Source organism: Halopseudomonas salina (assembly GCF_008641105.1).
Genome location: NZ_VTTI01000006.1, coordinates 221,260 through 244,197 on the forward strand (window position 1 = coordinate 221,260; position 22,938 = coordinate 244,197).

Annotated in this window: 24 protein-coding genes; 12 read left to right on the top strand and 12 right to left on the bottom strand. The window is 58.2% G+C overall.

From position 1 onward, the window contains the following. The first annotated feature begins 85 nt into the window (after positions 1 to 85). The 7 genes from FZF01_RS11880 to FZF01_RS11910 all read left to right on the top strand — a co-directional run bounded on the left by FZF01_RS11880 (position 86) and on the right by FZF01_RS11910 (position 6,643). A complete protein-coding gene (locus tag FZF01_RS11880) occupies positions 86 to 2,878 on the top strand; it encodes a monovalent cation/H+ antiporter subunit A (RefSeq protein WP_150278393.1) in 2,793 nt (930 codons plus the stop codon). Beyond that, complete coding sequence (locus FZF01_RS11885) at positions 2,878 to 3,204, top strand: Na+/H+ antiporter subunit C (protein WP_150278394.1); 327 nt, start codon at positions 2,878 to 2,880, stop codon at positions 3,202 to 3,204. Before FZF01_RS11880 ends, FZF01_RS11885 begins: the two co-directional genes overlap by 1 nt. Next, positions 3,204 to 4,727, top strand: a complete 1,524-nt coding sequence (locus tag FZF01_RS11890) for a monovalent cation/H+ antiporter subunit D (protein ID WP_150278395.1) — start codon at positions 3,204 to 3,206, stop codon at positions 4,725 to 4,727. Before FZF01_RS11885 ends, FZF01_RS11890 begins: the two co-directional genes overlap by 1 nt. Continuing rightward, the gene (locus FZF01_RS11895; protein WP_373286439.1) at positions 4,727 to 5,230 is read left to right on the top strand and encodes a Na+/H+ antiporter subunit E; all 504 of its coding nucleotides are present in this window, start codon (positions 4,727 to 4,729) and stop codon (positions 5,228 to 5,230) included. Before FZF01_RS11890 ends, FZF01_RS11895 begins: the two co-directional genes overlap by 1 nt. Continuing rightward, entirely contained in the window at positions 5,215 to 5,484 is a 270-nt protein-coding gene (locus FZF01_RS11900) for a K+/H+ antiporter subunit F (RefSeq protein ID WP_150278397.1), read from the top strand. The genes FZF01_RS11895 and FZF01_RS11900 overlap by 16 nt, the downstream gene beginning before the upstream one ends. 9 nt (positions 5,485 to 5,493) lie before the next feature. Further along, positions 5,494 to 5,841: a Na+/H+ antiporter subunit G gene (locus tag FZF01_RS11905; RefSeq protein ID WP_150278398.1), complete on the top strand. Its 348-nt coding sequence runs from the start codon at positions 5,494 to 5,496 to the stop codon at positions 5,839 to 5,841. 283 nt (positions 5,842 to 6,124) lie between these two features. Further along, positions 6,125 to 6,643, top strand: coding sequence for an Hcp family type VI secretion system effector (locus FZF01_RS11910; protein ID WP_150278399.1), 519 nt, complete (start codon positions 6,125 to 6,127; stop codon positions 6,641 to 6,643). 112 nt (positions 6,644 to 6,755) lie between these two features. On the opposite strand, the gene FZF01_RS11915 is transcribed toward FZF01_RS11910, so the two are convergent. Beyond that, positions 6,756 to 7,316: an OmpA family protein gene (locus FZF01_RS11915; RefSeq protein WP_150278400.1), complete on the bottom strand. Its 561-nt coding sequence runs from the start codon at positions 7,314 to 7,316 to the stop codon at positions 6,756 to 6,758. Between the two features lie 147 nt (positions 7,317 to 7,463). Between FZF01_RS11915 and FZF01_RS11920 the strand changes: the two genes are divergently transcribed. Next, positions 7,464 to 8,117, top strand: a complete 654-nt coding sequence (locus FZF01_RS11920; RefSeq protein WP_150278401.1) for a hypothetical protein — start codon at positions 7,464 to 7,466, stop codon at positions 8,115 to 8,117. A gap of 6 nt (positions 8,118 to 8,123) precedes the next feature. On the opposite strand, the gene FZF01_RS11925 is transcribed toward FZF01_RS11920, so the two are convergent. From FZF01_RS11925 to FZF01_RS11945, 5 genes are all read right to left on the bottom strand, one after another. Continuing rightward, entirely contained in the window at positions 8,124 to 8,825 is a 702-nt protein-coding gene (locus tag FZF01_RS11925) for an ABC transporter ATP-binding protein (protein ID WP_150278402.1), read from the bottom strand. Positions 8,826 to 8,837: 12 nt separating this feature from the next. Then, positions 8,838 to 9,602 (bottom strand): high-affinity branched-chain amino acid ABC transporter ATP-binding protein LivG, encoded by a 765-nt coding sequence (livG, locus tag FZF01_RS11930; protein WP_150278521.1) that lies wholly within the window; start codon positions 9,600 to 9,602, stop codon positions 8,838 to 8,840. 5 nt (positions 9,603 to 9,607) lie between these two features. Further along, positions 9,608 to 10,867 (bottom strand): high-affinity branched-chain amino acid ABC transporter permease LivM, encoded by a 1,260-nt coding sequence (locus FZF01_RS11935; RefSeq protein ID WP_150278403.1) that lies wholly within the window; start codon positions 10,865 to 10,867, stop codon positions 9,608 to 9,610. Next, the gene (livH, locus tag FZF01_RS11940; protein ID WP_150278404.1) at positions 10,864 to 11,790 is read right to left on the bottom strand and encodes a high-affinity branched-chain amino acid ABC transporter permease LivH; all 927 of its coding nucleotides are present in this window, start codon (positions 11,788 to 11,790) and stop codon (positions 10,864 to 10,866) included. The genes FZF01_RS11935 and livH overlap by 4 nt, the downstream gene beginning before the upstream one ends. A gap of 110 nt (positions 11,791 to 11,900) precedes the next feature. After that, positions 11,901 to 13,022: a branched-chain amino acid ABC transporter substrate-binding protein gene (locus tag FZF01_RS11945; protein WP_223825504.1), complete on the bottom strand. Its 1,122-nt coding sequence runs from the start codon at positions 13,020 to 13,022 to the stop codon at positions 11,901 to 11,903. Between the two features lie 307 nt (positions 13,023 to 13,329). On the opposite strand from FZF01_RS11945, the gene FZF01_RS11950 reads away from it, so the two are divergent. Next, the gene (locus FZF01_RS11950; RefSeq protein WP_150278406.1) at positions 13,330 to 13,638 is read left to right on the top strand and encodes a DUF2288 domain-containing protein; all 309 of its coding nucleotides are present in this window, start codon (positions 13,330 to 13,332) and stop codon (positions 13,636 to 13,638) included. A gap of 14 nt (positions 13,639 to 13,652) precedes the next feature. On the opposite strand, the gene phnE is transcribed toward FZF01_RS11950, so the two are convergent. From phnE to FZF01_RS11970, 4 genes are read right to left on the bottom strand one after another with little or no spacing between them, the layout of a single operon-like run. Then, the gene (phnE, locus tag FZF01_RS11955) at positions 13,653 to 14,417 is read right to left on the bottom strand and encodes a phosphonate ABC transporter, permease protein PhnE (RefSeq protein ID WP_150278407.1); all 765 of its coding nucleotides are present in this window, start codon (positions 14,415 to 14,417) and stop codon (positions 13,653 to 13,655) included. Beyond that, a complete protein-coding gene (locus tag FZF01_RS11960) occupies positions 14,414 to 15,253 on the bottom strand; it encodes a PhnE/PtxC family ABC transporter permease (RefSeq protein ID WP_150278408.1) in 840 nt (279 codons plus the stop codon). The genes phnE and FZF01_RS11960 overlap by 4 nt, the downstream gene beginning before the upstream one ends. Then, positions 15,244 to 16,068, bottom strand: a complete 825-nt coding sequence (locus FZF01_RS11965; protein WP_150278409.1) for a phosphonate ABC transporter ATP-binding protein — start codon at positions 16,066 to 16,068, stop codon at positions 15,244 to 15,246. Before FZF01_RS11965 ends, FZF01_RS11960 begins: the two co-directional genes overlap by 10 nt. A gap of 3 nt (positions 16,069 to 16,071) precedes the next feature. Then, positions 16,072 to 16,938: a putative selenate ABC transporter substrate-binding protein gene (locus tag FZF01_RS11970; protein WP_150278522.1), complete on the bottom strand. Its 867-nt coding sequence runs from the start codon at positions 16,936 to 16,938 to the stop codon at positions 16,072 to 16,074. Positions 16,939 to 17,103: 165 nt separating this feature from the next. Between FZF01_RS11970 and FZF01_RS11975 the strand changes: the two genes are divergently transcribed. Further along, a complete protein-coding gene (locus FZF01_RS11975) occupies positions 17,104 to 17,916 on the top strand; it encodes a hydroxypyruvate isomerase family protein (RefSeq protein ID WP_150278410.1) in 813 nt (270 codons plus the stop codon). On the opposite strand, the gene FZF01_RS11980 is transcribed toward FZF01_RS11975, so the two are convergent. Then, entirely contained in the window at positions 17,891 to 18,349 is a 459-nt protein-coding gene (locus tag FZF01_RS11980; protein WP_150278411.1) for a PA0061/PA0062 family lipoprotein, read from the bottom strand. The genes FZF01_RS11975 and FZF01_RS11980 overlap by 26 nt on opposite strands. Continuing rightward, positions 18,346 to 19,572: a substrate-binding periplasmic protein gene (locus FZF01_RS11985; RefSeq protein ID WP_150278412.1), complete on the bottom strand. Its 1,227-nt coding sequence runs from the start codon at positions 19,570 to 19,572 to the stop codon at positions 18,346 to 18,348. Before FZF01_RS11985 ends, FZF01_RS11980 begins: the two co-directional genes overlap by 4 nt. 215 nt (positions 19,573 to 19,787) lie before the next feature. Here FZF01_RS11985 and FZF01_RS11990 point away from each other — a divergent pair, with 215 nt between their 5' ends. After that, the gene (locus FZF01_RS11990) at positions 19,788 to 20,642 is read left to right on the top strand and encodes an SDR family NAD(P)-dependent oxidoreductase (protein ID WP_188434396.1); all 855 of its coding nucleotides are present in this window, start codon (positions 19,788 to 19,790) and stop codon (positions 20,640 to 20,642) included. A gap of 379 nt (positions 20,643 to 21,021) precedes the next feature. After that, entirely contained in the window at positions 21,022 to 22,770 is a 1,749-nt protein-coding gene (locus FZF01_RS11995) for a putative bifunctional diguanylate cyclase/phosphodiesterase (RefSeq protein ID WP_150278414.1), read from the top strand. The last annotated feature ends 168 nt before the right edge of the window (positions 22,771 to 22,938 follow it).

Consider the following 22,938-nt stretch of genomic DNA (forward strand, 5'->3'; position numbering starts at 1 on the left):
GCTGAATTCATGACAGTGCAAGGCTGTGTGTGGATAATGAACGGCTTGAAGAAGCCTGAACGGCCATTGATGGAGTAAGTCCTGCATGACCCTGGCGCTGATTGTATTCCTTCCCCTGTTGGGGTGCCTGTTACCCCTGTTGACGGTTCGTTATGGCCGCTCCCTTTGTGCACTGGCAACCATGTTGCCTCCAGCCATCGGCCTGTTTCTATTGTGGCGGCTCTCCGGGGACGTTTTTGCCGGGAAGGTGCTGGTGCAAACCTGGCCCTGGCTGGAACAGATTGGTCTGAATCTGAGCTTCCGACTCGATGGTCTGGGGTTCATGTTTGCGCTCCTGATCCAGGGTATTGGTCTACTGGTTATTCTTTACGCCCGGTATTACCTGTCTAAAAGCGATCCGATGGGTCGTTTCTTCGCCTATCTGCTGCTGTTCATGGCCGCGATGCTCGGCGTGGTCTTGTCGGAAAACCTGTTGCTGATGATGTTCTTCTGGGAGATGACCAGCTTGTCATCCTTCCTGCTGATCGGCTACTGGTCGCACTCCACCGATGCCCGCAAGGGCGCTCGCATGGCGCTGGCGGTCACTGGCGGGGGTGGCTTGGCACTGCTTGCCGGCGTTCTATTGCTGGGTCATATAGTCGGTAGCTACGAGCTGTCGGCAGTGCTTGCGGCCGGCGACCTGATCCGGGCCCATAGTCTTTACCCGGTAGTGCTGGTGCTGGTGCTGCTTGGCGTGTTCACCAAATCGGCGCAGTTCCCGTTCCATTTCTGGCTGCCCCACGCAATGGCTGCGCCCACTCCGGTCTCGGCCTACCTGCACTCGGCGACCATGGTAAAGGCAGGTGTGTTCCTGCTGGCGCGAATGTATCCGGCCCTGGCCGATACCGATCTGTGGTTCTTCCTGGTCAGTATTACGGGGATGATCACGCTGTTGCTCGGCGCCTTTACGGCGTTGTTCAAACATGATCTCAAGGGGCTTCTGGCCTATTCGACGATCAGCCACCTGGGCCTGATTACCCTGCTGTTTGGTCTGGATACCAAGCTTGCCGCTGTGGCGGCGGTTTTTCACATCATCAATCACGCGACCTTCAAGGCGTCACTGTTCATGGCTGCCGGGATCATCGACCATGAAACCGGTACTCGTGACATGCGCCGTATCAACGGGCTCTGGCGCTTCATGCCGCACACGGCCACGCTGGCCATGGTGGCTGCTTCTGCCATGGCCGGGGTGCCGCTGCTCAACGGCTTCCTGAGCAAGGAAATGTTCTTTACCGAAACGCTGCAACAGACCCAGTTCGGCAACTTCAGCTGGGTGATCCCGCTGGTCGCGACGCTGGCGGGGGTGTTTTCGGTCGCCTATTCGTTGCGCTTTATTCACGACGTATTTTTCAACGGCAAGCCGTTCAACCTTCCCAAGTATCCGCCCCATGAGCCGCCGCGCTACATGAAGGTGCCGGTTGAGATTTTGGTCGCCCTGTGTCTGCTGGTTGGCCTGGCGCCCGCGTTTACCGTGGCCGGGTTACTGGCTGTGTCGGCGAGCGCTACTGTGGGTGGCGATTTACCCTATTACAGCCTGGCGATCTGGCACGGGCTCAACCTGCCGCTGGCGATGAGCGTGGTCGCCCTGGTCGGCGGTGTGCTGGTATACGCTGGTCGCAGCCGGCTCTACAACTGGTATGAGGGGCTGCCGGTACTGGATGCCAAGCTGATGTTTGAAAGTGCGGTGCAGGCTCTGGTACGCGGTGCCGGGCAGTTCACTCTATTACTTGAGAACGCTTCCTTGCAGCGCTACCTGGCCTGGATGCTTGTCGCGGCCCTGTTAACCAGCGGTTTCTGGTTGCTGCAGCTGCCGGAGCTGCGCGGCGATGTGGCAATGACTCCGATTGATGGGGTAACGCTGGTAGGCGCCCTTATGTTGATGGCGGCCGCACTGGCGACAGTGCTCTGGCACCGTCAGCGGTTGATTGCACTGGTGATGCTCAGCGTGGTCGGCCTCTTTGTGGCTCTGGCCTTTGCGCGCTTCTCTGCTCCGGACCTGGCACTGACCCAACTGTCGGTCGAAGTGGTGACCATCGTTCTGCTGATGTTGTCGCTGTTCTTCTTGCCCCGTCGCACGCCGGTGGAATCCTCCAGCCTGCGTCAGGTACGCGATCTTGTTGTAGCGGGATTTGCGGGCCTGCTGGTATCGGGCCTGGCGGTTGCAGTGCTGACGCGTCCGTACGAGAGCATTGCCGGCTTTTTTCTGGCCAACAGCAAGACCGGGGGCGGCGGGACCAATGTGGTCAACGTGATCCTGGTCGATTTCCGCGGATACGACACCCTGGGCGAAGTCACGGTGCTGGCGATTGCCGGTATCGCGATCTATGCACTGATCGACGGCCTGCGCCTGCTCACACCGGTAACCGACGCCAATGGCCGGCCCTGGGCCCGGGATGCGCATCCGCTGATGCTGGTAAATCTGTCCCGGGTCATCCTGCCGCTGGCGTTGATGATCTCGGTGTATATCTTCCTGCGCGGCCACAACCTGCCTGGCGGTGGATTTATTGCCGGCCTGATAACCGCGGTAGCCTTGATTCTGCAGTACTTCGCCAGTGGCGTGCAGTGGACCGCCGAGCGCTGGCGCATCGATTACCATTATCTGGCCGGGGCTGGCGTCATTATCGCAGGGCTTACCGGCCTGGGCAGCCTGCTGTTTGGTTACCCATTCCTGACCAGTACGTTCGAGTACGTTGGCATACCGCTGGTGGGCAAGGTAGAACTTGCCAGCGCATTGCTCTTTGATCTGGGGGTCTATCTCACTGTGGTGGGTGCAACGCTATTGATTCTGACCAATCTGGGTAAATTGTCGGTTGGCCGTAATGCCGGGGAGGCAAGCTGATGGAACTGCTCTATGCCATTACGCTGGGCGTGCTGACCAGTTGCGGTGTGTATCTGATGTTGCGGGCCCGGACTTTTCCGGTGGTACTGGGTCTGACTCTGCTCAGCTACGCGGTTAACCTGTTTCTGTTCGCCATGGGACGGCTGGCCACCGGCATGCCAGCCATTCTCGGGGAGGCCCGGGAGTACGCTGACCCCTTGCCCCAGGCGCTGGTGCTGACGGCGATTGTTATCGGCTTTGCGATGACTGCCTATGTCCTGGTGCTGGCGCTGCGGGCCCAGGGTGAACTCGAAAGTGATCACGTTGATGGCAAGGGAGACCATTGATGAATCACTTGCCGGTTCTTCCTGTTCTGATACCCATGTTTGTCGGTGCCTTGCTGCTGCTGATGGCGCGCAGCAGCATGACCCTCAAACGGAGCCTGTCCCTGCTGGCCACCCTGGTACAGGTGCCGCTCGCACTGGTCCTGATGAGCCAGGCCGATGCCGGGACTATTGTCTATGCGCTGGGTAACTGGGAGCCCCCGTTCGGCATAGTGCTGGTGGTTGATCGTCTGGCGGCTCTGATGCTGGGGATTGCTGCGGTGCTGGCCAGCGGCGTGATCATCTATGCTGCGCGTGGTGACGATGGGCTGGGTCGCAACTTCCATGCGATTTTCCAGTTTCAACTGATGGGTATCACCGGTGCCTTCCTCACCGGTGACCTGTTCAATCTCTTCGTGTTCTTCGAGATTCTGCTGATCGCCTCGTACGCCTTGCTGCTGCATGGGGCGGGGTCTGCCCGCGTGCGCGCCGGCCTGCATTATGTGGTGCTCAACCTGTTCGGGTCGGCTCTGTTCCTGATCGCGGCGGGAACGCTCTATGGTATTACCGGCACGCTCAACATGGCTGACATGGCGCTGAGAGTTGCCACGCTGGATCCGGCCGATGCGCCCGTGGCCGGTGCCGCAGGCATGTTGCTGCTGATTGTATTCGGCCTCAAATCGGCGATCTTCCCGCTGTACTTCTGGCTGCCCAAGGCTTATGCGGCGGCGACTGCCCCGGTGGCTGCACTTTTTGCGATCATGACCAAGGTTGGGCTGTATTCCATTCTGCGCGTCTACACCCTGATCTTCGGCGCTGAAGCGGGGGAGCTGGCGAATCTGGCAAGCGCCTGGATCTGGCCGGTGGCGCTGGTCACCATAGCGTTAGGCGCTATCGGCGCACTGGCGGCAGCCAGCCTCAATGGCCTGATTTCGTATCTGATCGTGGTCTCCGTGGGTACCCTGCTGGCGGGTATTGCGCTGGGAACCCAGGAGGCGTTGACCGCCAGCCTTTATTACCTGATCCATACCACCTGGGTCAGCGGGGCCCTGTTTTTGCTGGCGGGTATCATCAGCCGCTTACGCGGCCCCCGCTTCGGGTCCCGTCTGATACCCGGCCCGCAAATGGAACATGCCAAGTTGGTCAGTGCCCTGTTCTTTATCGCTGCGATATCGGTGATAGGCATGCCGCCGTTCTCTGGCTTCCTCGGCAAGGCGATGCTCCTTGCCGCGGCAGGCACAGGCTTAAAAGCGGCGCTGCTTTACCCTGCGCTGCTGGTCGGCAGCCTGGTTGTACTTGTGGCCATGAGCAGGGCAGGCACCACTTTGTTCTGGCGTCATGATGCGGCTCCGGCAATTGCCGAGCCACTGGACAGGCTGCGCCTTGTGGCAGCTCTGTTGTTACTCGTTGGTAGCCCCGGGCTGGTGCTTTTTGCCAATCCGGTACTTACCTACCTGGATGCTACCGCGGCGCAATTACTTGCACCTGCTACCTACATCGAGCAAGTCATGTCGGTCGTTCCAGTCGCTTCGGGAGTTCAACCATGATGGCTCGCAGTGCGTTTTTTCCACACCCCTGGCTGAGCCTGGTGCTGCTGCTCGTGTGGTTGCTGCTCATGAACAGTCTTTCTGCCGGTACCTGGGTATTGGGCGTCTTTCTTGCCTGGGGCATACCGCAGCTGACCGATGTGTTCTGGCCCAATCCGCCAAAACTGCATCATCCCCTGGTGTTACTGCGCTTTGCTGTCCGGGTTCTGGGTGATATTGCTATTGCCAACCTCGAGGTGGCCAAGCTGGTGGTTGGCGCCAATACCAAGTTGCAGCCCGGTTTTATCGAGTATCCACTGGAGCTCACCGATGATTTTGCCATCAGTCTCCTGGCCAGCACTATTTCCCTGACGCCAGGCACCGTCTCGTCCGATATAAGCGATGACCGCCGGACTCTGCTTATTCATGCGCTGACCGTTGACGACGAACAGGCTCTGATCGAGACGATCAAGCAGCGTTATGAGCGACCCCTGATGGAGGTGTTCGAATGCTCTCAGCCGTAATTTTTCTGTGCATGGGCATCATGTCTGTTGCGATGGTGCTGAACATGTTGCGTCTGTTCAAGGGCCCTGATCTGCCTGACCGCATACTGGCGCTCGATACCCTGTACATCAATGCCATTGCACTGATCGTGCTGCTTGGGCTCTATCTGAGGTCCGATCTGTTTTTCGAGGCAGCCCTGTTGATTGCGGTCATGGGGTTTGTGGGTACGGTCGCGATTGCCAAGCATCTGTTGCGTGGTGACATCATTGAATAGGAAGCCAAGATGCTAGAAGCCATACAAAGCGCCAGTGCCGTAGAATGGGTTGTGGCTGCGCTCATTTTGCTGGGCAGTGTATTTGCCCTGATCGGCTCTATCGGGCTCTGGAAGCTGCCGGATTTCTATATGCGGCTGCACGGCCCTACCAAGGCGTCAACGCTCGGTGTAGGTGCTCTGGTGATCGGCTCACTGGTGTATTTCAGTGCCACCCGCGACGGGATCAGCCTGCATGAGCTATTGATAACACTTTTTCTGTTTATCACTGCGCCGGTCAGCGCACATATGTTGGCCAAGGCCGCGATGCATGGTCGGGTGACTCGCGTCGAGAGAACCCGGGGCAAGCCCTGGGAGTAGGTCGGGGGTGTGCAGCTTCTTGCGCAATTGCTTGCACCTCAAAGGCTTATCTCGGCTGGCGGGTGAGGCCCTCAGCGGCCTCCGGTCTCTCTGGCAACTTCCTGCGCGCAGCTGCGCAAGGCTTTGCGCAATATCCCGTGAACTGGCGCACAGTTTGATTTTTCGGCTGATGAAAAATAGCGTATGTACTTGATTTTAAAAGATAATATAAGTTCGGCACAGGTCTTGTAAGTAGATGAGCTCCAGGGCGTAGAACGTCCACAACCCCGCAAGGAGAGCTCCGATGCCAACACCCGCTTATATGTCCCTCGAAGGCACCAAGCAAGGTCTGATCACAGCAGGTACTTTTACCGAGGACTCGGTCGGCAATATCTTCCAGGAAGGCCACGAGGATCAGATTCTGGTTCAGGCCTTCGATCATCAGGTAATCATCCCGCGTGATCCGCAATCCGGTCAGCCAACCGGTCAGCGCGTTCACAAACCACTGATGATCACCAAGGTGTTCGACAAGTCTTCCCCGTTGATCTTCAACGCCCTGACCTCAGGTGAGCGCTTGAGCAGTTGCCGCCTGGAGTGGTATCGCACCTCCGCTACCGGCACCCAGGAGCACTACTATACGATTGAGCTGCAGGACGCGATCATCGTTGATGTGCAGTCGCACATGCCCAATTGTCAGGATCCGAATCTGTCGCACTTCACCCATCTGGAAGATGTGTACTTTACCTACCGCAAGATTATCTGGACCCACGAAGTCTCCGGCACTTCCGGTTCCGATGACTGGCGCACGCCGATCTCTGCCTGATCCCAGGCTTGCCGGTTAAAAGCCAGGCATTAAAAAACCACCTTCGGGCTCAAGCCCTTGGGTGGTTTTTTGTTTCCATACTGCGCGGTGCGCTGGGTAAAGGCTTCGCGGTTCAGGGCTGCGTAGCGGCCAGCGCAATACTGCGAGCAGGATAGGGTGTCAGACGAATCTCCACCCGGCGGTTGAGATCGCGGCCGGTCAGTGTGGAGTTATCAGCCATCGGCCTGTCTTCACCCATGGTGTGCAGGCTCATGCGCTGGCTACTCACACCGCCGAGCATCAGCACGCTGGCCACAGCCTGAGCGCGCTCCATGCTCAGGCGCCGATTGAGCTCCCGGTCACCGTCGCTGCTGCTGTGCCCGATTACCGCGTACTGACTGCCCATGTCATCCTTCAGCGCTTTCGCCACCTTGCCCAGCGGTGCCAGGCCCGAAGGCAACAGAAGCGTGCGCTTGGGGTGGAAAGTGCCGTCGACGGGAATGATCAGCCGGATCTGCTCGCCTTCACGCTGTACTTCAAAACCCTGCGCCTCGGCAACCGCGGTCAGGCTGGCTATCCTGGGCTCTGCCCAGGGCGGCGGCGGTGCTACAGCCACAGGGGCGGGTGGAGGGGTAGAGCAGGCGGTCAATGCCATTGAGATGATGACGGCGGAAACGGCGGTTAGTTTTTTCATATTGCCCTGGGAGTCGTGCTCAAATGTTATTGGTTACTGGCGTTGCTAGGGTAGTTGCGATACTCCTGCTAGGCTAGCACCAGTTGATCTTTTTGTGACCAGTTACCTTTAAGTATTTCTGTATATTATTGATTTCGAGGACCGCAAATGCCCGTTTCCCGTTGTTCGATGCCCGCAATGAGCACCACGCTCGCGCTCGTTACCCTATCCGGCTGCGCCTGGTTGCCGCAATCCGATGGGGAAGGGTCCTCGCGAACCAGTGGGCTGATGCACCTGACAGAGGAGGGGGCACGGCTTGAAACCTGTTCCGGCTCTGCCCATCAGGTGCGGATAGACGGTGAGTTGAGAGCTCTTTTTGAGCGCGTGGCGGAGCCAGCCCAGAACGTGCTCTTTGTCGAACTCCGCGGACAACTTGTTGACGGCAACAGCATCAGCCCCGGCGCTGTTGTGCGCCTGGGTGCTACTGGTGATGGTTGTGCAGACGAGGTTGCTGCGGCCAGCCAGTGGGTTGCGGAAGGCGAGCGGCCCGAATGGATGGTACGCATTGCCGGCTCCGGCCTGCAGCTGACTACCCTCGGTGACGAATGGCAACCGATCATCACCGAAAAACTACCCGACGGCGTGCGGAGTTTCCGCACTCTTGAGGGCGAGCCAGTTGAGCTCTGGGTATACCCGAAACCCTGCTTCTCCCGTCTCAACGGATATTACTATCAATCCAGTACACGGCTGCTGACAGCGGGTGAGAGCTTCGCTGGCTGTGCCTACCCGGGCCTCCTGACAGGCCCGCCATCCGCTGACTAACCCAGCCTAGCCGCCGAGATAGGCGCTGCGCACCTGCGGGTCGCTGAGCAAGGCTTCCCCGGTGTCCTGGGTCACGATGCGACCGTGCTCCATCACGTAGCCGCGATCAGCCAGCTTCAATGCCTGGTTGGCGTTCTGCTCGACCAGAAAGATGGTCACGCCCTGTTCGCGCAGTTGTTCGATAATCTCGAATATCTGCTGGATAATGATGGGAGCCAGGCCCAGGGAAGGTTCATCGAGTAGCAACAACTTCGGTTTGCTCATCAAGGCTCTGCCGATTGCGAGCATCTGCTGTTCGCCACCCGACATAGTGCCGGCCCGTTGCTGGAACCGCTCCTTCAGCCGTGGAAACAGGGTCAGGGTGGTATCCATCTGCTCCTGGAACGCGTCCCTATGGGTAAAGAACCCGCCCATGCTTAGATTTTCTTCCACGGTCAGGCGCGAAAACACCCGCCGACCCTCGGGTACTATGGCGATGTCCTTGCGCATGATCTCGGCAGTGGTAAGCCCCGTCAGCTCTTCACCGGCATAGCGGATACTGCCGGTGGTAGCGGCCGGATCGCCGCACAGCGTCATCAGCAGGGTAGTCTTGCCAGCCCCGTTGGCGCCGATCAGGGTAACAATCTCGCCGCGCTCCACCTCCAGACTCACATCATGCAGTGCCTGAATCTTGCCGTAGTGGGTTGATACGTTCTTCATGTACAGCATGCAGATTAACCCTCAGGTTTCGCCAAGATAGGCCTTGATGACGTCAGGATTCAGCCGGACTTCTTCCGGTGTGCCCTGGGCCAGCGGACAGCCCTGGTTGATCACCACGATATGATCGGAAATATCCATAACCAGCTTCATGTCATGCTCGATGAGCAAGACCGTGAGGTCGTGGTTATCGCGCAACTCGGCGATCAGCTCCTTGAGATCCTCTGTTTCCCGCGGGTTGAGGCCGGCAGCTGGCTCATCGAGCATCAGCAGGCTGGGCTGAGTGACCATGCAGCGGGCAATTTCCAGACGACGTTGCTGGCCGTAAGCCAGGGTATTGGCGGTGCGGTTGGCGAATTCGTGCAGATTTACTCGGTCGAGCCAGTAAGCCGCGCGGTCCAGGGCTTCCTTTTCGCTGCGACGGTAACCCGGGGTCTTGAACAGACCCGCCAGCATGCTGGTATTCATGTTCTGATGTTGTGCGACCATCAGGTTCTCGACGACGGTCATTTCCTTGAACAGGCGCACATGCTGGAAGGTCCTGATCATGCCTTTGCGGGCAACCTTGAAGCCCGGCAGACCCTGAATCTCTTCGCCGCGAAACACGATCTTGCCATCGCTAGGCTTGTAGAATCCGGTCAGGCAGTTGAATACCGTAGTCTTGCCCGCGCCATTGGGCCCGATCATCGAGACGATCTGTTTTTCGTGTACCTGCAGGCCTACACCGTTGACGGCCAGCAAACCGCCAAAACGCATGGTCAGGCCCGATACGTCGAGCAGGGGAGTCATCGCAGTCATGTTCTGAGCTCCATATGCGGACGCTTCATCGGTAATAGACCCTGGGGCCGCCAGATCATCATCAGCACCATCATCAGACCGAACAGCAGCATGCGGTATTCATTAAACTCGCGCGCCAGCTCCGGCAGGATAGTCATGATGATCGCCGCCAGAATAACACCCACCTGTGAGCCCATGCCGCCCAGCACGACGATCGCCAGAATGATCGCCGACTCGATAAAGGTGAAGGACTCGGGGCTGATAAAGCCCTGCCGCGCAGCAAAGAAACAGCCTGCGAAACCAGCGAAGGTGGCGCCGATGGTGAAGGCGTTGAGTTTGATTGCAGTGGGGTTGATGCCCAGCGAACGGCAGGCTATTTCGTCCTCGCGCAAAGCTTCCCAGGCGCGACCGATGGGCATGCGCAGCAGGCGATTGATTACATAAAGAGTGATCAGCACCAATGCCAGGGCCAGCAGGTACAGGAAAATGACTCGATGGCTGGAATCGTAGTCCAGGCCAAAGAACTCGTGAAAGGTCTGCATGCCCTCACTGGCACGGCGGCTGAATTCCAGGCCGAACAGGGTAGGCTTGGGGATGCTGCCGATACCGTTCGGGCCATTGGTCAACCAGGTCATGTTGTTAAGCAGGATTCGGATGATTTCCCCGAAGCCCAGCGTCACGATCGCCAGATAGTCGCCGCGCAGCCGCAGAACGGGAAAGCCCAGCAGGAAGCCGAAAAGCGCAGCCATGGCGCCGGCGACCAGCAGGCCGGTCCAGAATCCCAGGCCGAAATACATCGCCAGCAGCGCGTAGGTGTAGGCGCCTACTGCATAAAAGCCGACATAACCGAGATCCAGCAAGCCCGCCAGACCGACCACGATATTCAGGCCCAGGCCAAGCATGATGTAGATCAGCACCAGCGTCGCCAGATCCACACCGCCACGGTTGGCCATGAACGGGAAAACCACTGCCCCGGCAATCAGAAAACACCAGAACAGACGCTGCAATGCCGGTTTGTCACGCAGATCGGCAAGCTTGGGTGGCGTTTTTGGCACGCTGGGAATCGCGCGCCACAGACCATTTATCTGGTCGCGGAACAGGTTGAAGAAGAACAGGAATGCGGCCGCTGCGGCAATCTTCCACAGTACGTCTTCACCTGCGCCGGTGACCGTCAGCCCGGCTCCGCTTTGCTCCAGGCGCACGCCCATCAGCAGTGCGGTGAGCACTATCACTACCACGGCGGAAATGCAGGCCGCCTTGAAATTGAGAGACCTCATACTTTCTCTACCTCCGGGCGACCGAGAATGCCGCTGGGGCGGAAAAGCAGAATGAGAATCAGCAGACTGAAGGCCACCACATCCTTGTACTCGCTACTGAAATAGCCTGCGGTGATGGCCTCGGTGATACCCAGCAGCAAACCACCCAGCACCGCTCCAGGTATGCTGCCAATGCCACCCAGTACCGCGGCGGTAAAAGCCTTGAGGCCGGCCATGAAACCGATATAGGGGTTGATCACGCCGTAGTACATGCCAAGCAGAACGCCGGCAACAGCTGCCAGTGCGGCACCAATGATGAAGGTCAGCGCAATGATGCCGTTGGTATTGATACCCAACAGATTGGTCATTTTCAGGTCTTCAGCACAGGCCCGGCAGGCGCGGCCCATGCGCGAGCGGGTAATGAAGAAGGTCAGGCCGGTCATGGTGATCAGTGTGACGGCAAAGATGATCATCTGCATGTAAGAGAGAGTTGCTGCAAAGCCGTCTTCCGGGCCGATGGTGATGCCACCGGTGATCATGCTGGGCATGGCGATATCCCGTGAGCCTTGCGCCAGGCGTACCAGATTCTGCAGGAAGATCGACATACCGATAGCAGAGATCAGCGGAATCAGTCGGTTACCACCGCGCAAGGGGCGGTAAGCAACACGTTCGATACTGTAGCCGTAGGCACTGGTTACTATCATGCTGACGATGAACGCACCGATAATCATCAGCGGTACATATTCGATGCCGAATAAAGCGAGGGCGGCAATGGTTATGAATGCAATGTAGCTGCCGATCATGTAGACCTCGCCGTGGGCGAAGTTGATCATGCCGATGATGCCGTACACCATCGTATAGCCGATCGCGATCAGCGCGTAGGTACTGCCGACCGTAAGGCCGTTCAGTATCTGTTGCAGGAAATAATAGAGTGACTCGGGCATGGTCACGACACCTGGAATAGCAGGATGAGCAATGCGGGTCAGGACAGACGGGCATCAAAAAAACGGGCCCCGGGGCGAATGTAGCTTTGCCCCGGGGCCCGAACCTGGTGTTACTCGGTCAGAGCAGACTTGGTTGCGTCAGCGTGCCATTTGTAGACAACGAAGTTGAAGTCCTGCAGGTCACCCTTTTCGTTAAAGCTCAAGGTGCCGGTAGGTGTATCGAACTCGTTGCTGCGCAGGGCCTTGGCTACTTCGAAGGTATCATTTTCGCCGGCCAGCTTGATGCCGTCAGCAATGATCTGCACCGCTGCGTAAGCCGGGAATACGAAAGGACCTGATGGATCTTCGTTTTTTGCCTTGAATGCAGCAACCAGTTCGGCGTTACGCGGATCCTGATCGAATGCCTTGGGCAGGGTAACCAGCAGGCCTTCTGACGCCTCACCGGCGATCGCGGAGATGTCGGGGTTACCCACACCTTCAGGGCCCATGAAGGTCACATCCAGACCCTGTTCGGAAGACTGACGCAGGATCAGGCCCAGTTCGGGATGGTAGCCACCGTAATAGACAAAATCGACGCCTTCCTGACGCAGCTTGGCGATCAGTGCAGAGAAGTCCTTGTCACCGGCAGTGATGCCTTCAAATACCGGTACCGCTACACCACCCTCGACCAGCACGTCGCGCACGGCTGTGGCGATGCCTTCACCATACTGCTGCTTGTCGTGAATAACAGCGACTTTCTTCGGCTTGACCTGCTCGACAATATAGTTGCCAGCAGTTGGGCCCTGCAGGCTATCCAGACCGATGGTGCGGAACACCAGCTCGTAGCCACGCTCGGTGATTTCCGGGCTGGTGGAGGCGGCGGTAACCATCAGAATGCCTTCGTCTTCGTAGATATCAGAGGCGGGCTGCGTAGAGCTTGAGCACAGGTGGCCTACTACGTACTGGATCTCTTCGTTGACAATGCGGTTGGCCACGGCTACAGCCTGCTTCGGATCGCAGGCGTCGTCGAATACGACACCTTCGAGCTGGCTACCGTTCACGCCACCGGCCTTGTTGATCTGTTCGATGGCCATCTTGGCACCAATGAACTGCATGTCGCCGTACTGGGCAACGGGGCCAGTGACGGGGCCGGCGAGGGCGATCTTGATGTTGTCTGCTGCGAGCGCAAAGTTGCTGGCACCGGCAACTGCGGCGGCGGCAATAAACAGGGAGATTGCTTTTTTCTGAGCCATTTTCATTTTATTTTCTCGCTTGATGTTCGTTAGATCGAAGAGTTGGCGGTGTCGGCAGGTGCCATATCCTGTCCCTCTCCCGGAACTGTACCGGCGCAGTTTAGCAATGTGCGTGTGCGCAGGGAATCAGCGGTTGGTAATTTCCGGGTCATTTATGGGCCAATGTCCTCTTGCTGCAACATTATGTCTGAAAGTCGACACGCCCTTGTCACAATAGGCTTTTTTCCCGGACTTGCCGACCAATTGTTGCAAGTGCAGGCAGGATGGTTACCATGCGCTGAATCAATATTGATGAGGATGCATCGCCATGACAGGCCCCGATGAGACCTACGCCGCAATTCTGGGCGCGACTTCGCAGATCGAGTGGCAGGCGCTGGAGCGGCACTTTGCTGCAGGCAACCTGCTTTCGGTAAGCCGCGAGCTGGACCTGGTGGAAGTGGCTGGCGCCTTTACCCGTGACGACACAGGGCAGGTTCGTCGCTGGATGGAAGACAAGCAGCTGGGCCCCGCCTCGGATGAGGAGGCGGCGGACTGGAGCCGGCGCAACCCCGACACTTTGTGGGCGGTGGTCATTCGCCCCTGGGTGCTGGTGCAGGAGCGCGCCGCAACACATTGATGCGGCCAGCTCTTTCAGGCCAGGCGCCGTCTCAACCAGGCGCTCAGACCATCCACCGCCAGGACCAGTAGCAGCATGGCCAGAATCACGCTCAGCGCCCTTGATTGCTGAAACAGGCTGAGCGTGACATAGAGCATCTGGCCGAGCCCGCCCGCTCCCACAAAACCCAGCACCGCGGCCATGCGAATATTGTTTTCCCAGCGATACAGGCTGTACGACAGCCATTGCGGCAACACGTTGGGCAGGGTGCCGTAGAAAAAAGCTGCAGTGGCCCCGGCGCCGCTGTCCTGCAATGCTCTTGCTGGCTGCCGGGGGCTGTTTTCCAGAGCCTCGGCAAACAGCCTGCCGAGCACGCCGGTGGTATGCAGGGCAATAGCCAGCGTGCCGGCAAAGGGTCCGAGACCCGCGGCCAGTACCATCAATGCAGCCCATACCAGCTCCGGTACCGATCTCAGTGCGTTGAGCAGCAAGCGCGCCAGCCCGCGGGCTATTTCCCCCAATCGGCCTGCGGCGAGCAGACTGATAATGGCCCCGGCAATAACGGCGAGCAGCGTGCCGACGGCGGATATTGCCAGGGTTTCCAGCAGCCCCCAACCGATCTTGCGCAGCCAGGGCGCAGAGGTATCGGGTGGGAAAAACGACTGTGCGTAGGTTGCCATCTGCGCGGGCCCGTCGCCCCGCGTCAGGGCGCCCAGATCCATGCTCAGGTACAGGAACGACGCGATAATCGCTGTCAGGATCGAGCCAATCAGAATAAGTGTCTGCCAGGGCCGGTTCATGCCAGCCTCCGGCGCAGTACGGAGCTGAGCTGATCGGCCAGCAACACCAGAAGCAGAAAGCTCGCCAGGATGGTAACCACTTCGCCGCCGGCAAACATGCGAATCGATAGATCAATCATCTGCCCCAATCCGCCAGCCCCGACAAAACCCATGATGACCGAGGCGCGAATGGCGCATTCCCAACGATACAGGGTGTAGGAAGTCAGCTCCTGTGCGGCGCCCGGCAGAATGCCGTAAAAGAACGCGGCGAGTCGCGAGCTGCCACTCTGCAGCAGGGCGCGTGCGGGGGCCTGATCCACAGATTCGTAGATCTCGGCGTATACCTTGCCGAGCATGCCACTGTAGGTGATGGCGATGGCCAGTACCCCGGCAGTGGGGCCAAGCCCGACAGCGCGCACAAAGAGTAACGCCCAGACAATCTCCGGAATACTGCGCAGCAGTATCATCACCAGCCTCACCGGATAGCGCGCCACGGATGACCAGCGCGCCGGCTGGCCTGTCAGCAACGATGAGACCGACAAGGATCGGGTGGCCAGCAGACTCATGGGTACGGCCAGTAACAAAGCCAAAGTCAGGCCTGCGGTGGCCATCGCCAGGGTTTCCAGGGTGGCGGTTGCCAGCAGGGCAAGAAAGCGGGGGGATAGATCAGGTGGCCAGAAACCTGCCAGAAATCGTCCCATGACTGATGCGTTATCAGGGTCGATCAGAGTGGCCGGGTTGAACTCGGTCAATACCAGTCCCGGCCAGAGAATAATCAGCGCCGCGACGGTCATAAGCAGGCGGGGAAGTGCTGCCGGATCACGCCATCGGTTGCGCGGCGGTAATCCTACAGGCATCGCGGAGCGACCCCTGCCACAGGCCCGAAAGTCTGGGGAACCGGATGGTTTGCTTGCGCTTGCACCGGGCCCAGTTCGTCGTTGGCATACAGGGACTCGAGCAATGCGTCGGTTACCTGCCCGGCGGGGCAGTCAAAATGAACCCGCCCCGCGCGCAGCCCGATTACCCTGGGGAAGTGCTTCAGCGCCAGATCCACGGCGTGCAGGCTGGCCACCAGGGTTACCTGGCGCTCAGCGGCAAGCCGGTTAAGCAGAGCGACAGTGTGATCTGCCAGCAAAGGGTCCATGGCCGCAACGGGCTCGTCAGCCAATACCAGTTCCGCACGCTGATACAACACACGGGCAATGCCGACCCGTTGCAGTTGGCCGCCGGAAAGTTGATCGCAGCGGCTGAACAGCTTGTCGGTCAGGTCCATGGGCGTGAGGACCTGCTCGACCCCGTCGATATCCAGCGGATAGCACAGCGACATCAGCGCCCGGGGCAGGGACCATTGCCCCAGCCGCCCGGCCTGCACCGCTGTTACCACACGCTGGCGGGGTGGCAGCGGCGGGCTCTGATGAATCAGGCCGATACGGCTGCGCAGCTTTTTCAAGGCAGCGGAACCCAGTTGCGCGGGTGTCTGCCCCAGCAGCATCAGTCGCCCGTTACTGGGCATCAAGCCGGTGGCAAGCAGACGCAAAAGGGTGGTCTTGCCAGCACCTGAGGAGCCTATGACGGCGACCCGCTCACCGGCCTCGATGCGCAGGTCGATACCCTGCAGTGCTGGCAACCCGCCGGCGTGGGTCAGGCCCACACCCTCGAGTACGACGCCCACGGCTTACTGCAGCAGGCCGGCAGCGCGTGCGGCCTGCTCGATGCCTGCGTAGTTTTCCGGGCTGGTCTCGATGAAGCGACTGGCGCGCTGCAGATCAAGGATTTCCTTGTGCTCGGGGTTTTCGGGATCCAGCTTGAGAAACGCCTGGCGGATGTTCTCGACCAGTTCCGGATCCAGGTCGCCGCGCACCGTCCAGTTGTAGTCGAAATAGGTAGGCGTGCGTTGATAGACGCGTACCTTGTCGGTATCGACCTTGCCTTCGGCAACCAGCTTGTCCCATACCGAAGCATTCAATACACCGGCATCCACACGGCCCGATTCGACCCAGGCGGCGGTGGCATCATGGGCACCGGAGAAGGCGATGCGGCTGAAGAAGCTGTCTGCATCAATGCCGTCCTGCTGCATGAAGTAGCGTGGCATCAGATGACCTGAGGTTGAGGAGACAGAGCCGAATGCAAAGCTTTTGCCTTCCAGGTCCTTGTGCTCTTTCACATCAGGGTTGGCGGTAATAAAGGTGCTGGTAAATACGGCGTCCTGTTCACGCTGCACCACGGGAATCGCGTCACCACTGCGCAGGTGCGCCTGCACAAAGGTAAAACCGCCGAGCCAGGCCAGATCAAGGCGACCGGCGCCCAGAGCTTCAACCACCCCGGCGTAATCCGATACCGGCTGGAAGCTTACGGGCATGCCCAGTTCCTGCTCCAGGTACTTGCCCAAGGGCTCGAACTTGCGCAGCAATTCAGTGGGCGCTTCATCGGGAATGGCAGATACACGCAGGGTGGTGGTTTCTGCAGCGGCAGGTAGTGCAGCAAACAGGGAGGCAACAGACAGGCACAAGCCAGCCATGACGGCCAGCGGACGTTTTGAGATCGACATGTATTTCTCCGGTTCAATAGCGGAAGACTCCCAACCAGGTGTCGAGTCCGGCCGGGGCGTGGCGCGATTGTAGCATGGGCATCTGCCAGCGGCTGCCTTTGGTCCGCAGGCTTGTTGCGCTTATCATCGCTGCATTGATCATCAAGAGGTGTTCACGTCATGTCCTGGCCACTGTCTGCCAATCTGTCCATGCTTTTTAACCACTTACCCCTGATCGAGCGCACCGGGGCAGCAGCGCGCAATGGTTTTGATGGTGTGGAAATCCAGTTTCCTTATGCGGTACCGGCGCAGCAGCTCAGCGAGGCAATGCAGCAGGCCCGGATGCCTCTGGTGCTGTTCAATCTGCCCGCAGGTGATCTGCTTGAGGGCGGGGCAGGGTTGGCCGGGGTGCCGGGTCGGGAAGAGCTGTTTCAGGCGGCGCTGGAGCAGGCGCTGGCCTACGCAGCGATTGCGCGGCCACAACGGGTCAACGTGCTGCCGGGCCGTTTGCTTGCAGGCACCACCCGCGACAGCTCCCTGGAAACCCTGGCGAGGAATCTGGCCACTACGGCAGAGGCTTTTGCCGGGTTGGATGTAAAGGTGGTATGCGAGGCGATCAACCGGATCGATATGCCCGATTTTCTGCTGGCCACTGGCGAGGAGCTGGCGCAGATGATCGACTGTGTCGGTCACCCGAATCTGTCGGCGCAGTTGGACTTTTACCATATGCAGCGCATGGGTGAGTCATTGCCCGCGGTTATAGGGCGGCTGAAGGGCAAGATCGGGCATGTGCAGTTCGCCGACACGCCGGAACGGGGCGCACCGGGGACCGGGGATCTGGACTTTGCAGCCGCTTTTGCAGCTCTGGCGGCCAGCGACTATGCAGGCTGGATAGGCGCCGAGTACCACTCGGCTCAGGATTCAGATGATCTTGCCTGGCTGCCACTGTGGCGTCAGACAGGCTTTATCAGGCAGCCGGGCCGCAACGTATGACTTGTGCCTCTGCCAGTTTTTCGCCGTTGGCAGAGCGCAGCGACCCCGACGCTCGAAACCCCATGGGTTGTGCCTGAAAAATGTAATCCTGGCCCCCGTCAAAGCCCGCATAGCGCACGCCGAGAATGCAACGCTCCCATCGAGACTCCCCGAGTGAGCCCGCGCCGCCAGCGGAGCCGGGAATTTCGAAATAATAACGTACCCGAAGGTCGTGGTTACCAGGCGCCAGATCATCAAAATGCAGACCACTAACCAACTGGCCATCCAGCCTGTAAGCTTCGATGCGATCTTGGGGCCGGGTTTCCAGCGTTACCCGCGCAAGCTTCTCGCTTAACGGGCCCTTGGGTTGCGGCGCAGCGCAGCCCACAAGCAGAACCCCGGCCGCCAGCATAAGACTGCAAGCGGTCGTGATGCGTTGGCTGGTGCGCATCATAACTTGCCTCCAAGATCCGATTTCAAAAGGGCACGCTCAATATTCAGACCGATAATCAATGTGCCTATTACTTCCTTGGTGTCAGGGTCACGGATCTGCTCACTTATATGCACCTGATAGGCCTGGCTCGACTGGTCATATTGCAGCGTACCGATATAGGCCTCGTTGTTGATAGCAAAAAACGCCTCGGAAAACTTGGCCTCATCGCCCTGCCAGTAATCGGTGGTCCGCTCGCTGGCGGCCACCAGCAAACCCAGTCGGTCCGTGGCCATTATTTCGGTTATCAGACCGTTGCTCTCTGCCTGCTGAGTCTTGAGCCATGCCGAGAAGGGTCGCGCCAGCAGCCCATCGGCTATGGGGGCGGAGCCGGTTTTGGTCTCTTTAACCCATTGCCTGTCCAGTGCCAGAATCTCCCTGGTGTGAAGCTGCACATGCTCCCTATTTTGCTGGCGCACAGCGTCAATCAGGACCCGATTGTCTGCCCAACTCTGGTAAAGGTCGCGATGCAATTGGGCAATCTGTTTTTTCTCCGCAGCATGCAGCGCGGGCGTCTCTGCCAGGCAGTAGTAAACCTGCCGGTTAAAGCGTTGCAGCAAATCAGGTTCGCGTGCCAGCAAGCGATTGGAGAAGTAGACACCGAGCGTGGCGTATTTGTAAAACTGCTCGAAACCAGGCCGCAGTTGGACGGGTTGCTGGGTAAGAACAGTACGCAGGGTGCTCTGATCGGCCAGAAATCGATCAATCCGACCGCGATCCAGTAATTGCAATAATTGCTCGGTGGTGCCAACCACCTGGTCTACCTCGGTGCCCTTTTCCAGCAACCAGGCCAGTTGATTGCTGCCTCTAATAGCTCCGGTTCGCGGGCGGGCGGTTGGTTTTACAGCGCTATCTGTATTGCTATACCAGAACCATTTTTCCAACGCCAGCGGCGCGGACAGCGTGGCATAGGGCTCAGCCCGGGGCATCTGGGTTGCAGAGAAAAAGCCATCTGCCCGGTTCTGCTCCACCTCATAGATGGCCCGCTCCCAGGGCAGAATCTTTATCTCGTACGCTTGCTGCATGGACTCGAAAACACATTCCAGTGTGCGCACTGATGAGCCTTCCAGGCCCTCGGGCGTACGAATCTGATAGGGCGGGGACACATCGGTATTGAGGATGATGGGCGCGGCCTCCGTGGTCAGCGCAACCAGCGACAGTGCCAATAGAGATATCGAGCGGGCCATGCTCACAGTGCATTCCTTTTATTGTTTGAAACAGATGACTGACTATAGCCTAAGAGGAAGTTCGTGCGACTTCCGGCGTCCGACCAGCACGGGCTGATAAACGCTGATCAACCTGGATGATAGATCTGGTCTGGGTAGGGCAATGCGGGCATGCTATTCATCAAATCAATAATCTGGCTGCGGGTACGGCTTGCGGCCCCACAAGGAGAGAGCACATGCAAAACCTGAAAGGTAAAGTAGCGGTCATTACCGGTGGTGGTAGTGGTCTGGGCCGCGAATTCGCGCTGCGTTGTGCCGCACGGGGTATGAAACTGGTACTGGGGGATGTCGACGAAGCCGGCATGCAAGAAACCCTGAATCAGGTCAATGAGTTGGACTCCAGTATTGAATCCGTAACCATGCGCTTGGACGTCTCCAAGCTAGAGCAGGTTCAGACTTTTGCTGATCTGGCAAAAAGCCGGTTTGGTGGCGCACATCTATTGTTCAATAACGCCGGTGTCAGCGTCGGCGGGCCCGTATGGATGAATACCCAGGCGGACTGGGAATGGGTGGTTGGCGTCAATATGTACGGAGTAGCTTGGGGTCTCAAGGCCTTTATCCCGATGATGATCGAGCAGGGCGAAGGCCATGTCGTCAACGTCGCCTCCGCCGCTGGTTGGGTAAACGGCCCGAGCATGGCGGTTTATAACGCGACCAAGCATTCTGTCGTGGCGATCTCCGAGACGCTGGCGCTGGATTTGCATGACGTGGGCGCTAATAACGTTGGTGTGACCGTTCTGTGCCCGGCTTTCTTCCCCACCGGCATTCACGACTCAGCCCGTAACCGCCCTGCGGATATGGCCGACACGCTCGCTCCGAGCGCGATCGATCAGGAACGCGCCGCGGCTCTCAAAGCAGCTGTAGAAAAAGGCCGAGTCAAAGCCCAAGACGTAGCCGAAATGACACTTAAGGCCGTCGAAGACGATCAGTTCTACGTCTTCCCGCATCGCAAGATCAAACAACTGATTGCCATGCGTGCAGCGGCTGCAGACAGGGAAACGACTGTATTTGACTCGATGAATCCGCAGTAATCGCCCTTGGGAGGGTCGAGTTCCACCTCGATCAAATGTGCGCTGAAAGCACCCTGGCCGAGATGGAACTCGGCCGTTCCCGGTAATTTAAATCAAAGTGTTGCACCAGAAACCCGCTCACCCGGCGCTCAATGGGCGTATCCCTCACTACCCAGCTAGCCAAGCTCCCCACAGATCCTCTCACCAGCAACAGGTGCAGGGCGATGAAACTTGAAAATATCGCAAAACGGATCCAGTCTGATTTAATCCATGAGGCGCATTGGATAAATGTGCAGATTTGTTAAGCGTCCCGGTTCGACCTGAAGGCAAAACGCAAAACCTGACCCTGATCTTTTGGCCCCGAGCTCAATCGTCCGGAAGGTTTTCGGAGTTACAGACCATGCCAGATAAACAGGATCCTGCGGCATCGCCCACATCGGCCAGCGCCTCACCAACGGCGGTTGTACAGAGCGAACAAAAGTTCTATGAGCTGATCGAGAGCCTACCCATGGTCGCGGTGCAGGGCTACGACAAAAAACGCCAGGTCATTTATTGGAACGAAGCGAGCAGGCGCCTCTACGGATATACCCGGGAGGAAGCGCACGGCCGGTTGCTGGAAGACTTGATCATTCCTGACCAGATGCGCAAGGGCGTAATAGAAGCCCACCAGGGTTGGTTAGATAACAACGTCAGCATTCCCGCGGCAGAAATCGAACTGCAGCACAAGGAGGGTCACCTCGTCCCGGTTTATTCCAGTCATGTCATGATCAAACAGGATACCGGCGAATGTGAAATGTTCTGTATCGACATTTCCTTGCAGGAGCAGAAAAAGGCCAGGGATGAGCTAATTAGGGTGGCGAGTTTCGACGATTTGACTCAATTGCCGAACCGGCGAATGATGGAATTTGAATTGTCGGAGCGTCTGGCCGAAGCAGACCGCATGAATCGCGCATTGGCAGTGGTGTTTATCGATCTGGATAATTTCAAGCTGATCAACGACACCCTGGGCCACCATTATGGCGATGAGCTACTGAAGGCCGTTGCTGAAGCCCTGAAAACCGAAGTGCGTACCTATGATCTGTTGAGCCGCTTTGGCGGTGATGAGTTTGTTTTGCTGCTGTTTGATCTCGATAGTGCAGAGCGTATTCATGAACTCCTCAAACGGCTGATCGTTAAGCTCGATCAGGGCTTTTTTCTGGATGGAGACTGTTATCAGGTAACCGCCAGTTTCGGCGTCAGCCTGTATCCGGCCGATGGCACTACGGTGGCCGAACTCATGGGCAATGCTGATGCAGCCATGTACCAGGCCAAGGAAAAGGGTAAAAACAGTGTGTGTTTTTATACTTCAGACATCAATGAGCGTCTGATTCGATATCAGGAGGTCACTGCAATCCTGCAGCGCGCCATCGTAACTGATAGTTTGCAGCTCTATTTTCAGCCGCAAGTCGATTTGAGAAATGGGCGCATCGGAGCCTGCGAAGCCTTGCTACGGTGTTTCGACGAGCGATCTCAAGCCATATCCCCGGCCGTTTTTATTCCCGTAGCGGAGAAGTCCGGTCTGATCAATCGTATTGGTGAATGGGTAATCCAGTCGGCCTGCAAACAGCTCAAGGCCTGGCAAGGCACAGCACTCGAGGCGTTGCGGGTGGATATTAATTTATCCGGCAAGCAACTGATCAATCAGCACCTGGCGGATCATATTCTGCAGACGCTCCACGATTACGGCTTGACCCCCGGCCAGCTGGGCGTGGAACTGACGGAAAACGAGGTGTTTGGGGGAGATGAAGCGCAAATAAGGCAGCTGGAGCGGTTGAAACAGGCCGGGGTGCACATTTCGATAGACGATTTTGGTACTGGTCATTCGTCCCTGGTGTATTTGCGAAAGCTGCCGGTCAGCAGCCTCAAGATTGATATGAGCTTTCTGCATCATGCATTGGAAAACGAGAGTGACCTGGCCATCATGCAGGCCATTATTACCGTTGGGCACTCGCTTGGCCTAAATGTAGTAGTGGAGGGCGTGGAAACCCCAGAGCAGGATGAGCTGGTTAAAAACCTGGGCTGTGACCAGGCCCAGGGGTATCTATATGCCAGGCCGATGCCGGCGGATCAGATGCCGGCATTCATGGCTGGTTTCGATTCGGACAACTGAGCATGTTTGGTGATTCAGATTCAGTGGTCGGGACCTCGTTCGCGCCCTGGCCTTTGCACCTACTACCAACAGGAAAGCGTCGAGTTCCAGCTCGATAGCGAAGCAACCTGAATCCACACAGGCCGAGATGGAACTCGGCCACTCCCGCAAGTCGCCAAGCTCCGCCCT